The sequence below is a fragment of the Solibacillus sp. FSL K6-1781 genome, assembly GCF_038630735.1.
In the GTDB taxonomy this organism is placed as follows: domain Bacteria; phylum Bacillota; class Bacilli; order Bacillales_A; family Planococcaceae; genus Solibacillus; species Solibacillus silvestris.
Genome location: NZ_CP152038.1, coordinates 1,937,317 through 1,952,320 on the forward strand (window position 1 = coordinate 1,937,317; position 15,004 = coordinate 1,952,320).

The following is a 15,004-nucleotide window of genomic DNA, read 5'->3' on the forward strand; positions in this document are numbered from 1 at the left end:
TTACATGCAGACCAGTTTTACGTAATAATTAGAGGTGAAATCGTTGGAAAAGTTTATTCGGATTTTATTTTTGTGACTTCACTACCGGAATATAGATATCGCAAATTTTCCCTTCATCAAGCATGCAACGGTCATCGTATAGTTCAAAGTCATTACAACCTGGTGCATACTCGAACCCCGATTTAGGAAACCATTCATTAAAAATATAATTCCATGTTCCCTGAATGGCAGCTACAAAGTTTTTAGCATCAGAAGGGGGTGTAGAAAATACGGCATAAGTTGCGGGAGATACTTCACAAATATGGTATTCGTCAGCAATTTTTGCCCCAGCTTTTGGTTCGACCCCGATTACATATTCAAACTCTCCGGTTGTTGGGTCTTCCGGGAAGCATACCCCATATTCATCGTGCTTTTTAATAAAGTTTTCCGAGTGAAGTTTTTCCATTTTTCCGCCGCTCATATAGTCATCCCAAAAAGCTGGGATTGCTGTAGAGTTTTCTCCGCCAGTTGACGTTGTTTTAATGGCATATCCGGCAAGTTTAATAGCAGGCAGTGTAACAAATTTAGGTTCCATAACAATTCCTCCGATAAAGTATTTGTACGTACAGGTTAAGCTTGGCGGGAATGGTCGGCCACAATGCGCATGCAAACGGTAAGTTCCTGGTGAACAGCCGTAATGACGTCGAAAAGCCTTACTGAATCCAGAGTGAGTCTCAAACCCATATTCCACTGAAATATCGAGAATCCGTTTGCCTGAAGAAAGTTCATGTGCAGCAAATGCAAGTCGTCGGTTCCGGACATAGGTCATCACCGAATATCCGGTACCCCATTGGAATACCCGGCTGAAATGCCAAGTTGAATAACCCGCTTGTGTAGCCAAAATATCCGGACTGATATTTTCAGTAATATTTTCATCGATAAACTCTAAAATCCCCTGTAAAGTTTCTATTGTGTCCATTTATATCCTCCTAGCTGTATAGTCATTCGTACAGTAAAATCAGTATACCAGAGCACTGGAGGAAAACTGTTCCAAAATTGCTGTATTTGGAAATTAAAAGAAAGAGTAAAGAAGCGTGATGATATTGGATTACTGATTTAGTTTAAACACTTCATCAATTACCCTATTTAAAACAGCAAATCGATTCTTTATCCTTACAACTCAATCATTTTAGCGCTATAATACCTCTAGAGGTGAAGAGAATGTTTATTTCAGAAACAACAGTAGAAGTGCGTTATGCAGAGACCGATCAGATGGGTGTAGTTTATCATGCCAATTACATCATTTGGTGCGAAATCGGGCGTTCACAGATTGTGAAGGATTTAGGATTTAATTATGCGAAGCTTGAAGAAGACGGGTATTTATCGCCTGTTATGGATTTCTCGATTCAATATAAAGCGGCGATGCGCTACGGACAAACGGCGACCGTTCGCACATGGATAGAAGAACATACGAAGCTTCGTACTACATATGGCTATGAAATTCTGCATGAAGACGGCACCGTTGCCGTAACGGCGAAGTCTCAACATATTTTAGTGAAAAAGGAAAACTTCCGTCCGGTCGCATTGAAAAAGATTGATGCTGCTTGGGATGCCAAATATGCGGAAGTTGCGAAAATTCAAAGTTAATCGACATGTCCTGTTAAATTGATAACAGGGCATTTTTTCTTTAACGAACAGACGAATATTGTTATAATCATATACGACCTAACGGAACTGTATATAAAAAACTATGAGGGAGGTGTGTTCATGGCACCAAAAACAATCGCGAATATTCAAACCCGCTGTCATATTTTATTGACGAATACGGCACGTGAAGCGATGAAGGAGCATGTTCCAGATGAACACGCCTTTTTTAATTTACAGCAATATTTCATTGTCGCGATTGAGAAAGTATCAGTCGATGCAGAGCAGACGCATTTGACCATCTTTTTCGACAATGAAAAAAATGTAAAGCTTAAAAACAAGTTTGAAGAGCGCGTTGTCATCATGGACTGTGTTTTCGACCCGAAAAACGGGCTTGTGGCGAAAAGTTTTCGAACACGCGGCAAAGGGACACCGGTTGTCACAAATCGCCGCGCCACGATGAAAATCCGCTTCGTTGCCTCCCGTATTAGCGGCCATACATACCAGGAGCCGTTTCTAAAGGCAATTGACGAATTGCCGATTGCACAGGAACGCTTTGATTATGTCAATAAGCGAATCAGCAGCTGGGAAGGCTATTTAAAAGTATTGAACAAAAATGCGGACATTGAAGATATTCACGCCCGTTTTTCAAGTGTGACGTTTGATGCCGACTTTTCTCATATGACCGTCCGAATTAATAACCTTGATAAAAAGCAGTGGAAACAGCTGGAGGGGCTAAGTGCGCGTTTACGCGGCTATGTCCAGGAAATCGGAGATGTTGCCAAAATCCGTCGTAACGAGAATACCGTCGAAATTGCGTTAAAACCGTATTACAGTAATTTAGCGCGGAAAAATGAGCTTCAGTTCCAATCAGAAGACATTGAATTCTCCAATGCTGCAACGAAATCACAGCTGAAACGCCTTTTAAAAGGGTTTGAACGTTTAAAAGAAGGATTGGCCGCAAATGCGAACCTCGAAACGATTCTATTTGAAGATAAACCAGTCATTGCCGAACGCAGACAAACGATTCCTCTAGATTTTCATAATCGGCTGAATCCTTACCAGCAACAGGCAGTCGAAGGGGCGATTAGTTCCGAAGATCTGTATGTCATTCAGGGTCCGCCGGGTACTGGTAAAACGACAGTTATTTCGGAAATTTGCTATCAAAATGCAAAGGCAGGACTGAAAACACTTGTTGCTTCCCAATCAAACTTAGCAGTCGACAATGCATTAAGCCGGCTTTTATCAAACAAGGATATCCGGATTTTACGCTACGGTCGTACAGAAAGCATTGAAGAAGAAGGGAAAAAGTTCATTGAGGAAAATGTTGCGACCTATTGGCAGGAGCAGACATTCGAAGCAATCGGCCATGAAATTTCGCTGCATGAAAGAAAAGAACAGCTTTTAAATAATGAGATCAATCAAGCACAAAATGAAATTGCAGCGCTTGAACAAAAACAAAAAGAGCTCGAACTGCAAATTGAACAAAAAGAAGCGGCAAAAGCCGAATTGCATGTTTTGGCCGAAAAAATCCTGGCATTGAAAAAAGAACTGACTGAATGCAAAAAAGAACTGGAAGACAATGAACGAAAACTGGAAAAACTGCAGGCAACACAGAGCACAGTAGCAGAAACCGTTGCGAATTTTGAACAGCAATTAAAAGACGGCTCGACTGTCGAGCAACTGACTGAACAAGCACAACAGTTAAAAGAAGTGAGAGAAAACTTCCAGCAGCAACTTACGCAAAGTCACTATAAAGCGCAACTTGAACAATTCCAGCAGCGCTTTAATGGGATCAACACGAATATCGAAAAGGCAAATGAAACGTCACAGTATGATTTGCTCGTAGATAAAATCACATCGTTGAAAAAGGTATATGAAATTGAAGAGTTCATGAGTGAATACAATATTCGCCGGAACTATGCAATGGACCGGTTACTTACAGCACTTGATCGAATTCAGCCGCAAATGGAACAGTATAAGCCGATCAAAGATGTGAAGGAACGGCTGGAAAAGGCATTGCACTACAGTAAAACGGCGTTAGGTATCCATGTGACACCGGACAGGCTGGATATGGGCCATCATTATACCCTTGAAGAGATTCAGGAGTTTTTGACGAAGCTTAGCATCGCTTTCCGGGACCGTCGAGTAAATGCCCAAAACGGAACCCGCTCCATTCAGGGCATTCATTTACGCATGCAATATATCGAGCAGCTGAACAATAAATATATGGATGCAATCCGTGAAACGGTGCTCATTTTCGAAAAGCTGAAAGAAGAAATCATTCTTCAGTTTAAAGAGCAAAATGATGTGAAGGCACAGCATCTTCAGCAATTGGAAGAAGAGGCAACAGCGGTAAAATCACAAATGGATGCGGTCAACGAAAAAATCGATCAATCGATAACGCTGACCCATACAACGGATGAGCTGGAAGAACTGCTCGCAGCAAATGAACTCGATCAGATGAAAACCGAAACACAGCGCCAAAACCGAGAAAAAGTGGAGCTTCAACTGAACAAAAAAGCGGAGGAGCTGGCAGTTTTAAATGAACAGATTGCCCTCGGTACGGAGACTGTCGAGCAGTTAACAGTGCGCTTTAAAGGCATCAACAGTGAAGGGATCCAGCTTGAAAAACGCAGGACAGAACTGGAGCAGCTGACAAAGCAGAACCCTGAGCTAGCGATCATCGAAGTAAACGAAAAGATCGAACAGCTTACTGAACAGATTGAGACGCTAGAAGTGAAAATTAGTTTGCTTCCGGTAACAGCGGAACTTCAAAACAAATGGCACGGCTTATTGAAAAATGCCAATGCCCATGACTTGGAGGAAATTCGCAAACTGTATGTGAAACACGCCAATGTCATCGGAACAACATGTGTTGCTTCAGCGAATAAAGAGTTTATGGACAACTATCCGACATTTGATGTTGTCATTATTGACGAAGTTTCGAAAGCAACACCACCTGAACTGTTACTGCCGATGTTAAAAGGTGCCAAAATCATTTTAGTTGGGGATCATCACCAGCTGCCGCCACTTGTCGGGGATGCGACGTTTGAAGAGACATTGGAGCAAGTTGTGAAGGAAAGTACAACATTTGAAGAAAAACGGGAGCTTGAAAAGTTACTGGAAGAATCATTGTTCGAGCGTCTTTATAACAATCTGCCGTCACAAAACAAAACAATGCTCGCACTTCAATATCGTATGCATAAAAATATTATGTCAACTATCACACCGTTTTACGAAAATGAATCCGAACAGCTGCAATGCGGGTTAGAGGATTCGGATGCTGTACGTGACCATTTCCTTGAAACATCCAAAATTTCGCGGAAACACCATTTACTATGGCTCGATATTCCAAATGATAAGCCGTATTTTGAAGAGCGTATGAAAGAAGGTTCGAGTCTTTTTAATTTGGCTGAGCTGGAACAAATTAAACAGCAGCTACTTGAATTGAATGCAGCGACAGAACAAGCGAAAGCACAAGGATTGATTCCGCAGGAAGCATTAAAATCGGTTGGCGTTATTTCTTTCTATGCCGAGCAAGTAAAACGCATCAACCTTTTGATCGAACAGGAAATCAGTGTACCGCATTTACACATCCGTACAGGATCAGTCGATAAATTCCAAGGGATGGAGATGGATGTGATTATCGTCAGCATGGTGCGGAACCATGACAATGAACGCGGAGAAATCGGGTTTGCGAAAGATTACCGCCGCCTTAATGTTGCATTATCCCGCGCAAGGGAACTGCTGATCATGATCGGCAGTACTGAAATGTTCACAAAGCGGCCTAAAAGCGCGAAAACACGGGATATGTATGCCCATGTATTAACGACAGTAAAAGAGCAAGACGGCTATTATGCTGTGTAGAAACAGGGGGATTGAATGGATTTACAAAGTACAGTTCTACAGCTGCAGAAAGAACTCATCCAAAACCCGTCCATTGAAATAAAAAAGCAAATGCAATATGCCATTCCGATTCACACATTGGAAGTAAAATATCATCCGGTGATACGCAATGCGATGGATATTTTAATGAAGATGATGCTCATTTCATTTGAGAAGGCAAAGCTAAAAAATGTTGAGTTATTAGCCGAAATTTTGTTAGTGGAACCGTTATTTATTCATGATTTGACGAATAAAATGTTACGACTGGGTATGATTGTGAAGGAACAGGAATTTGCACTAACTGCTAAGGGGAAGGCTCAGCTGGAATCGGGCATTTTTGAAGAGGAACTTGAAGAAACAAGCTATTTTATTCAATACAGCCCGATTCATGAACAGCCATTGGAGGGCGATCTGGAGGAATTTGCGGATTTGGAGGAGTTTCCGGAGCCTTTCCCGACAATCGAAACGGAAGAAATCGAAGCAATTGAAGAAGCGGTGCTGATAGAATTCATTCAGCAGCAACTATCCGAACAACCGGTTGCGGAAAATGAAGTACCGCATTATATTACAAGTGTTGTTTCGACGGAATCGATCCAGATTAATGATATACCGGTCCTATGTTTTTTGCTTTTCGATCAAAAGGAAAACAGACATTTTATGCGGGTATACAATACATTGACACGTGTATGGGATGAACAGCTGGAGACAATGTTATTCAATATAGAAAAAGAACAGCTGTAGTAAGCGCGAAATAATATTTTTAGAATTATTGCAAAATTATAAAGTACATGATACACTAATGACAATTTAATAGTCTTATCAAGAGAAGCGGAGGGACTTGGCCTTATGATGCTTCAGCAACCTCTAGTTCAACTAGAAAGGTGCTACTTCCAGCAAGGTGTGAACCTTGGCAGATAAGAACGGGTAAAAAGGCCCCTCTCATTTCTGTTTTGCTGGAATGAGAGGGGCTTTTTATATTGTTCTGGAACAGTTTGTTTCATTCATAAAACAATGCATTGCCTGAAAACCACAGATTATTAAAAGATTGTTGAAAAGTTTATGAGGGGGAAAGTGGAATGCCGATTAATATCCCGAAACATTTACCGGCGGGAGAGCTGCTTAGAAAAGAGAAGATTTTCGTTATGGAGGAAGACCGTGCGAAAACGCAACAAATTCGACCGTTAAATATTTTAGTGTTTAATTTAATGCCTGAAAAAGAAAAAACCGAGCTGCAATTGCTGCGCTTACTAGGTAATACACCATTACAGGTGGATGTGACATTTTTAAACACGGCTACATACGAATCAAAAAATGTTTCCAAATCACATTTAGATACATTTTATCGAACATTCGACCAAGTAAAGCATCGTCGTTTTGATGGACTGATCATTACCGGTGCGCCAGTAGAGAAAATGGATTTTGAAGAGGTAGGCTACTGGAATGAAATCACGCATGTTATGGATTGGGCAAATGAACATGTCACTTCAATCATGTATATATGTTGGGGCGCCCAAGCTGCCCTGTACCACCATTTTGGTATTGGAAAGTTCGAATTGCCGAAAAAATGCTCCGGTGTCTATTCCCATGTGATTACGGATTTAACAGTAGATTTAGTGCGGGGCTTCAGCGATGAATATGTGGCACCGCATTCACGTCATACGTCGGTTTCGATTGATGAAGTGCGGGCACATCCTGACTTGCGTCTACTAAGCTATTCGGATGACGCAGGGGTGTTTATTGTTCAATCGAAAAACAATAAACATATTATGATTACCGGGCATCTGGAATATGATGCAACGACACTATCAGATGAGTACTTCCGCGATATTGAGAAGGATCCGGACAATACGGAAATGCCGATCAACTATTTCCCGAATAACGATCCGTTGCAGGCACCGAAAAATGTTTGGCGTGCCCATTCGCACCTGTTGTTCTACAACTGGCTGAACTACTACGTATATCAAGAAACGCCGTATGAATGGCATTACGTCGATGAAAATATTGAATATCATATTTAATGCTTATAAATGAAACGAACCAGCAAGAGATGGACTCCTGCTGGTTCGTTTTATTTAATTGCGACCCAGGCACGTTCGCGTTCGATCTGCAAACTAATTTCCCGCCCGAAGAAATCGCTTAATAATTCGTCTGTTAAAACAACTTCCCGTGCACTGGCTTCCACATTTTTTCCGTCTTTCATCAGAAGCACATGGCTAAAACAAGGAAGTATTTCTTCTACATGATGCGTCACGTACATTAGGGTAGGGCCATTTTCTGCTTGTGCAATCTGTTCTATTGTTTGCAGCAAGTTTTCCCGTTCGATTAAGTCCAGACCGCCACATGGCTCATCCAATATTAAAATTTCCGGATCCGCCATAATGGCCCTTGCTATTTGAACACGCTGCCGTTCACCTTGAGACAAATGCTCAAATGATTTATTCGCTAAATGGTCACAGTGAAAATGTTTCATAATAGAAACGGCAAGATCAATTTCTTCTTCCGTCACATCGTTGAATAGACGAAGGGCACCGAACTTTCCGCTGAGCACGATTTCAATCGCATTATCCTGCCAATTGAAGTTATCGATCATCGCATTGCTCACCCAGCCGATCCGCGTTCGAAGCTTCGGTATATACGTCTTGCCGTAGGTTTCACCGAGCACCTGGACTTTTCCTTCATTTGGCCAAATATAGCCGTTAATTACTTTTAGCAAGGTTGTTTTACCGGATCCGTTTAACCCTAAAATCGCCCAATGCTGTCCTTTTTGTACATGCCAGCTTAAATCATTTAAAATCTTTTTATCATTGCGATATAAATGGATATTTTCAATATGTATCATTTAAAAACACCTCCACTTACTACTATGCACTCTTTTCCAATTGAACGGAAGTATTTTTTGAAAATTGTAACAATTCGAGTGAAAAAAAAGAAAGCAAACGTAGAATGCTTGCTCTCCTATTATTTATATAACAACACTTTCGACACCTGCTGCGCGGTGGAACAGCTTTCCGTTCCATTTTAATGCCCATTGTACGACAGGTCCTAAGCCGAATGCCATAAAGACGGTACCGATTCCGACTGGTCCGCCCAATACAAAACCTAATACAGCAACCGTTACTTCCATCGTTGTACGTGCGCGGTTGACACTCCAGCCGAGGCGATGCACCAACAGCAGCATTAACGTGTCACGAGGCCCTACACCGAGATTTGCAACCATATACATCCCGCAGCCAAAGCCCAGCAGAACAACGCCAACAACAAACGCCAATGTTTGTTCTAATAGCGTATTTGCATCCGGTAAGACAATTAAAAATATATCAATAAAAATCCCTGTCAGGAACATGTCCAAATAAGTCCCGGCTTTTGGCAATCTTTTTGTGAAAAACGTATCAACAGCCAGAATAAGCAAGCCCAAAATAATGGACCACATACCGACCGTCAAGCCCAAGCTTTTTTGTAGTCCGACATGAAGGACATCCCATGACCCAACTCCCAGTATTTGTCCTTTGATCGTCAATGCGACGCCTAATGATAAAACAATGATGCCTGCAATAAAAAATACGCAGCGCCAATAAAATTCCTGTTTCACTTTCACATGTAATCCCTCATCAATCCTCGATATAATCCTTACTCATTATAACGATTGAATCGGCAAAAATGGATTTACTATAAATTCGAAACATTTGAACTTTTTGAGCTGCAAATAGACCCGATTAGAATAGGGAATATGAGCATTTAATTTTCATATGAATAGCGCAATTCATCGGACGAATTGTCGACATCTACAACTAAATGATGTTCATTAAAAAACCATTCATCGGATTTTTCGATATAATAATGAATGCCTTCAACAACTGTTTCAACGCCTATTTCATGCGGCTGTTCCCGGGTCATCCCTAACGAAAAACCTTCATGAAAAGGTGAAGAACCTCCATATCGTGCATAAAAGCGAATAAAATCGCCTTTTTCTACTTCCATCTCTTGTTTAAACCAATTGAGTGCTTTTTCTGATAGTTTGATTTCCATATATTTCACCTCTACTGTCATTATGCAGTAAATAAAAAAAACTTACAAAGCTCGCGTTCTGAATTTCAAAAGATATGTCCAGACAAAAAAAGACTGAAAGGAAACCCCTTCAGCCTACAGTTTAAAATCCTTTAATTTTGGGTTCAGTACCGGCTTTAATCCGCTTAATATTTTCACGGTGACGGTAAAAAATAAAGCCTGCCAAAACGACAACTAAAATGAGTAATGCATATTCACCTGTCAGCATCCAATGAACAATTACATAAATAACGGCCGCAGCGGATACAATCATAGATGACAAGCTCACCATCTTAGTTAACTTTAAGGCGATGACAAATACGATGATTAAAATTAAAAATAACGGTAAATTATAGCCTAAAATAACACCGCCGCTTGTAGCAACCGCTTTCCCTCCACGGAAGCTTGCGAAAATCGGGAACATATGGCCTGCTGCTGCAATCACACCCAAGAATAGCGGGTGGACAGTGCTGTCTGCAAAAAACGGCAATAACGGTAGCAATACCGCAGCCGTTCCTTTTAATATATCAATAAGCAATACGGCAATACCCGGTTTTTTACCTAATACCCTAAATGTATTGGTCGTTCCTAGATTGCCGCTGCCTTGTTGTCGAATGTCCGTTTTGTAAAAAATCTTGCCAATCCACAAAGCTGATGGAATGGAACCGATTAAATAAGCACAAATAATAATTAACGCGTTGATCAAGTGTTGTGCTCCTTTCGAATTCAGAATTACTACTTGGTACTAATAGTATGTATCGAATATTTTACAATGTTTTTTAATAGAAGGAAAGAGGTATTATTTTTTCATCCATCGTAAAAAAACAGGGAAAAAGTTACATTTTATTGTTTGCTGCTAAAGGATATGCTTTTAAACGTTCGTTTTTGATGATACAATTAATCTTTGCAAAGCCTAAATCAGTACCTTTAAACATTGACATCATGCATATTTGAGCGTACGATTAGGTAGTAAATAGAACGTTTGTTTGTATTTTTGGAGGGGATTACATTTGGTAAAAAACCAAACCGGTATTTCATATAATGAAGATGCCATTCAAGTATTAGAAGGTTTAGAAGCCGTACGCAAAAGACCAGGGATGTATATTGGTTCTACAGATAGTCGAGGTCTTCACCACTTAGTGTATGAAATTGTAGACAATGCAGTGGATGAAGCGCTTGCTGGATATGGAAATCATATCATCGTGAAGATTCATGAAGATAACAGTATTAGCGTGCGTGACCATGGTCGTGGTATGCCAACAGGTATGCATAAAATGGGTAAACCAACCCCGGAAATTATTTTCACCGTCCTTCATGCAGGCGGAAAGTTTGGGCAAGGCGGCTATAAAACAAGTGGTGGTTTACATGGTGTTGGTTCATCTGTTGTAAACGCCTTATCATCATTTTTGGAAGTAACGATTTACCGTGATAACCAAATTTATCGCCAGCGCTTTGAGCAAGGCGGGAAACCGGCGACATCGCTTGATATGATCGGGAAAACGAAGGAAACTGGAACACTCGTACATTTCCTGCCGGATCCATCGATTTTTTCTGTCATTAAATATAATTATGATACATTGGCAGAGCGCTTACGTGAATCTGCATTTTTATTAAAAGGATTAAAAATTGAACTGATCGATGCCCGTGGAGAAGGACAGCATGAAATTTTCTATTATGAAAACGGGATTGAAGCGTTCGTCACATACTTAAACGAAGAAAAAGACGTATTACATCCGGTTAAATATGTAGAAGGCACAATTCAAGAAATTGAAGTGGAGTTCGCACTGCAATTTAACGACGGCTATTCCGAAACAATTTTATCGTTCGTCAACAATGTTCGTACTCGTGATGGAGGTACACATGAAACAGGTGCCAAAACAGCTCTGACACGTGTATTTAATGAATACGCCCGCAAAATCGGGTTACTGAAAGAAAAAGATAAAAATCTGGAAGGTACCGATATTCGTGAAGGCCTGACAGCAATTGTTTCTGTACGTATTCCTGAAAATCTGCTGCAATTTGAAGGTCAGACAAAAGGAAAGCTTGGTACATCTGAAGCTCGTTCAGCCGTTGATACCGTTGTTTCAGAACAATTAATGTATGTGCTTGAAGAAAATGCCGAGCTGTCGGCTTCTTTAGTGCGTAAAGCAATTCGTGCCCAACAAGTGCGTGAAGCAGCACGTAAAGCACGTGATGATGCCCGTAATGGGAAAAAGAAAAAATCAAGTACTCTTCTGTCTGGTAAGTTGACACCTGCACAGTCGAAAAATGCTTCAAGAAATGAATTATACCTAGTAGAGGGTGATTCTGCGGGTGGTTCGGCTAAGCAAGGTCGTGACCGGACGTTCCAGGCGATTTTGCCATTGCGCGGTAAAGTCATCAATACCGAAAAGGCAAAATTGCAGGACATTATGAAAAATGAAGAAATCGCAACGATTATCCATACGATCGGTTCCGGTGTCGGAGCTGATTTTTCGGTGGAAGATGCCGCTTACGATAAAGTTGTCATTATGACCGATGCCGATACAGATGGTGCTCACATCCAAGTATTATTGCTGACATTCTTCTACCGTTATATGCGCCCGCTCATCGAAGCAGGAAAAGTATATATTGCGTTGCCGCCTCTTTATAAAGTATCAAAAGGATCCGGCAAAAAGCAGGAGCTTATGTATGCTTGGACAGAACAGGAGCTGAGTGCAGCTACGAAAAAAATCGGCAAAGGCTATATTATTCAGCGCTATAAAGGGTTAGGTGAGATGAATGCCGACCAGCTTTGGGATACAACGATGAATCCCGAAACACGTACATTAATCCGCGTTAAAATTGAAGATGGTGCTCGTGCAGAACGTCGTATTACAACATTGATGGGCGATAAAGTAGAGCCCCGCCGTAAATGGATTGAATCAAACGTCAACTTCGGCATGGAAGAGGATGCAAGCATTTTAGAAAATGAATTCATCCAGCATGAGGAGGTTAACGAATAATGAGTTTTGTAGAAAAATTTCAAGATTTGCCATTAGAAGAAGTAATGGGTGACCGTTTTGGTCGCTATTCCAAATATATTATTCAAGACCGTGCATTACCTGATACACGTGACGGGCTAAAACCTGTTCAGCGTCGTATATTGTATGCGATGTTCCATGAAGGTAATACTTTTGACAAACCGTTCCGTAAATCGGCAAAAACAGTCGGAAATGTAATCGGTAACTATCACCCGCACGGAGATACTTCGGTGTATGATGCAATGGTCCGTATGAGTCAGGACTGGAAAAGCCGTCATATGCTGGTAGAAATGCATGGTAACAACGGTTCTGTCGATGGGGACCCGCCAGCCGCAATGCGTTATACGGAAGCGCGTCTATCTGCAATTGCCGCTGAACTGTTACGTGATATTAACAAAAATACAGTAGAATTTGTCCCGAACTTTGATGATCAGGATATGGAACCTACTGTATTGCCATCTCGATTCCCAAATCTGTTAGTTAACGGCGCAACAGGGATTTCGGCTGGTTATGCGACGGATATTCCGCCACATAATTTGCAGGAAGCACTTGATGCGGTTTTAATGCGTCTGGATAACAAAAACTGTACAGTCGATGAACTGATGACCGTTATTAAAGGTCCCGATTTTCCGACAGGCGGTATTATTCAAGGTGTTGACGGCATTAAAAAAGCGTACGAAACAGGAAAAGGGAAAATTATTGTCCGTTCACGCACAGAAATTGAACAGCTAAAAGGCAATAAAGAGCAAATTATCATTACAGAAATTCCATTTGAAGTAAATAAGGCCAACATGATTCGTAAAATGGATGAGTTGCGTGTAAATGACCGCCGTTTAGACGGCATTTCCGAAATTCGCGATGAATCGGACCGTAATGGTTTACGAATTGTTGTGGAGCTGAAAAAAGATGTACCTGCACAAGGGATTTTAAACTTTCTATTAAAATCAACAGATTTGCAAGTTTCGTATAACTTCAATATGATTGCGATTCATAACCGTCGTCCAATGATGATGACACTGCCGCTTATGTTGGATGCGTATATTGATCACCAAAAGGAAATTGTGCGCCGCAGATCCCAGTATGACTTGACGCGTGCAGAAGATCGCTTACATATCGTTGAAGGTCTGATGAAGGCCCTATCTATTTTAGATGAAGTGATTGAAACAATCCGTGCTTCAAAAGATAAACGTGATGCGAAAAATAACATTATCGAGAAATTCGGCTTTTCGGAAGAACAGGCAGAAGCGATTGTCAGCCTTCAACTTTACCGGTTAACGAATACCGACATTACGCAACTGCAAAAAGAACAAGATGAGTTACATGAGCTTGTTGTGAAACTGAAAGCCATTTTAGAGGATGAAAAGAAATTGATCCGTGTTATTAAATCTGAATTGAACGACATTAAAAAACGCTTTACAGTACCTCGTCTTTCAACAATCGAAGCAGAAATCGAAGAGATTAAAGTAACGCGCGATGTATTGGTGCCGAGTGAAGAAGTTGTCGTAACCGTGACAAAGGACGGCTATGTAAAACGGACAAGCCTTCGTTCACATAGTGCTTCAAACGGCAAAGATTTTGCGATGAAGGATTCCGATTACTTGCTGTACGAAGCTAACTTAAATACGCAACATCATTTACTCCTGTTTACGAGTAAAGGGCACTATATTTACCAGCCGGTCCATGAGCTGCCTGATATTCGCTGGAAAGATCTCGGACAGCATATTTCAAGTATTGTGCCAATCGATTCAAACGAAGAAATTATCGAAGTCATCGGTATTGAAACGTTCGATCAGCCGAATGTGTATGTATTTACGGCTACAAAAGAGGGGCAAATTAAGCGTTCGGCACTCGCCGATTATATCGTCACTCGTTATTCGAAACCGATTAAGACAATGAATTTAAAAGGTGAAGACGAGATGATTTTTGCCCGCCTTGTTACAGATCAGGAAGAAGTATTGCTTTCTACGAACACGAGCTATACAATTCGTTTCCCTATGGAAGATCTTCCGGTAACAGGGGTAAAAACGGCAGGAGTTAAAGGAATTATTGTTAAAGAGGGCGAGTATCTTGCGGCGGTTGCATTGTTAAAACCGGATCAGGAACAAGAGCTCGTTATCGTAACACAGCGCGGTGCCGTCAAACGAATGTTATTATCGGAACTTGAACTAGGCAACCGTGCAAAACGCGGCGTCGTCATTTTAAAAGAGTTGAAATCGAACCCGCACCGAATTTTTACAATTTTAGTTGTCAACTTTAGAAATACGTTTACTATTGAGACAGAAAAAGGTGTACAGGAAACGATCTCTGTGACATCCTTAACGAGAGCGGACCGTTATTCAAACGGTTCACTGCGGATTGATACAGATGGCGATGGGGCAATTAGCCGCGCCTATGTGGAGAAGACAGAGTAGGGATTCATGTATATTAGCTGGAATCTAAACATAAGA

General features: G+C 41.1%; 11 protein-coding genes and 1 riboswitch. Of the genes, 6 read left to right on the forward strand and 5 right to left on the reverse strand.

Features of this window, described 5'->3' with window-relative positions:
• Positions 1-64: 64 nt before the first annotated feature.
• Positions 65-958: an AraC family transcriptional regulator gene (locus tag MHH37_RS09605; RefSeq protein ID WP_342576070.1), complete on the reverse strand. Its 894-nt coding sequence runs from the start codon at positions 956-958 to the stop codon at positions 65-67.
• A gap of 242 nt (positions 959-1,200) precedes the next feature.
• On the opposite strand from MHH37_RS09605, the gene MHH37_RS09610 reads away from it, so the two are divergent.
• The 4 genes from MHH37_RS09610 (at position 1,201) to metA (ending at position 7,529) form a co-directional block, all read left to right on the forward strand.
• Positions 1,201-1,626, forward strand: coding sequence for a thioesterase family protein (locus MHH37_RS09610; RefSeq protein WP_014823885.1), 426 nt, complete (start codon positions 1,201-1,203; stop codon positions 1,624-1,626).
• A gap of 120 nt (positions 1,627-1,746) precedes the next feature.
• On the forward strand, positions 1,747-5,493 hold the full coding sequence (locus tag MHH37_RS09615; RefSeq protein WP_342576072.1) for an AAA domain-containing protein: 3,747 nt from the start codon (positions 1,747-1,749) through the stop codon (positions 5,491-5,493).
• A gap of 15 nt (positions 5,494-5,508) precedes the next feature.
• The gene (locus MHH37_RS09620) at positions 5,509-6,252 is read left to right on the forward strand and encodes a nucleoside-diphosphate sugar epimerase (RefSeq protein WP_342576074.1); all 744 of its coding nucleotides are present in this window, start codon (positions 5,509-5,511) and stop codon (positions 6,250-6,252) included.
• A gap of 72 nt (positions 6,253-6,324) precedes the next feature.
• A riboswitch (SAM riboswitch) is annotated at positions 6,325-6,432 on the forward strand.
• Positions 6,433-6,587: 155 nt separating this feature from the next.
• On the forward strand, positions 6,588-7,529 hold the full coding sequence (gene metA / locus MHH37_RS09625) for a homoserine O-succinyltransferase (protein WP_342576075.1): 942 nt from the start codon (positions 6,588-6,590) through the stop codon (positions 7,527-7,529).
• A gap of 50 nt (positions 7,530-7,579) precedes the next feature.
• On the opposite strand, the gene MHH37_RS09630 is transcribed toward metA, so the two are convergent.
• From MHH37_RS09630 to plsY, 4 genes are all read right to left on the reverse strand, one after another.
• A complete protein-coding gene (locus tag MHH37_RS09630; protein WP_342576076.1) occupies positions 7,580-8,350 on the reverse strand; it encodes an ABC transporter ATP-binding protein in 771 nt (256 codons plus the stop codon).
• 123 nt (positions 8,351-8,473) lie between these two features.
• Positions 8,474-9,100: a YitT family protein gene (locus MHH37_RS09635; RefSeq protein ID WP_342576239.1), complete on the reverse strand. Its 627-nt coding sequence runs from the start codon at positions 9,098-9,100 to the stop codon at positions 8,474-8,476.
• 146 nt (positions 9,101-9,246) lie between these two features.
• A complete protein-coding gene (locus MHH37_RS09640; RefSeq protein WP_008408787.1) occupies positions 9,247-9,537 on the reverse strand; it encodes a HesB/YadR/YfhF family protein in 291 nt (96 codons plus the stop codon).
• Positions 9,538-9,658: 121 nt separating this feature from the next.
• The gene (gene plsY, locus MHH37_RS09645) at positions 9,659-10,261 is read right to left on the reverse strand and encodes a glycerol-3-phosphate 1-O-acyltransferase PlsY (RefSeq protein WP_087617255.1); all 603 of its coding nucleotides are present in this window, start codon (positions 10,259-10,261) and stop codon (positions 9,659-9,661) included.
• A gap of 304 nt (positions 10,262-10,565) precedes the next feature.
• Here plsY and parE point away from each other — a divergent pair, with 304 nt between their 5' ends.
• Both parE and parC read left to right on the forward strand, forming a co-directional pair.
• The gene (gene parE / locus MHH37_RS09650; RefSeq protein WP_342576078.1) at positions 10,566-12,539 is read left to right on the forward strand and encodes a DNA topoisomerase IV subunit B; all 1,974 of its coding nucleotides are present in this window, start codon (positions 10,566-10,568) and stop codon (positions 12,537-12,539) included.
• Entirely contained in the window at positions 12,539-14,968 is a 2,430-nt protein-coding gene (gene parC, locus MHH37_RS09655) for a DNA topoisomerase IV subunit A (RefSeq protein ID WP_342576080.1), read from the forward strand. The genes parE and parC overlap by 1 nt, the downstream gene beginning before the upstream one ends.
• The last annotated feature ends 36 nt before the right edge of the window (positions 14,969-15,004 follow it).

Excerpts from the sequence above, each read along its gene's own strand:
- MHH37_RS09615 (WP_342576072.1), top strand. The coding sequence starts at position 1,747 with ATGGCACCAAAAACAATCGCGAATATTCAAACCCGCTGTCATATTTTA.
- MHH37_RS09605 (WP_342576070.1), bottom strand. The coding sequence starts at position 958 with ATGGACACAATAGAAACTTTACAGGGGATTTTAGAGTTTATCGATGAA.
- MHH37_RS09640 (WP_008408787.1), bottom strand. The coding sequence starts at position 9,537 with ATGGAAATCAAACTATCAGAAAAAGCACTCAATTGGTTTAAACAAGAG.
- MHH37_RS09630 (WP_342576076.1), bottom strand. The coding sequence starts at position 8,350 with ATGATACATATTGAAAATATCCATTTATATCGCAATGATAAAAAGATT.
- parC (WP_342576080.1), top strand. The coding sequence starts at position 12,539 with ATGAGTTTTGTAGAAAAATTTCAAGATTTGCCATTAGAAGAAGTAATG.
- MHH37_RS09610 (WP_014823885.1), top strand. The coding sequence starts at position 1,201 with ATGTTTATTTCAGAAACAACAGTAGAAGTGCGTTATGCAGAGACCGAT.
- MHH37_RS09620 (WP_342576074.1), top strand. The coding sequence starts at position 5,509 with ATGGATTTACAAAGTACAGTTCTACAGCTGCAGAAAGAACTCATCCAA.
- metA (WP_342576075.1), top strand. The coding sequence starts at position 6,588 with ATGCCGATTAATATCCCGAAACATTTACCGGCGGGAGAGCTGCTTAGA.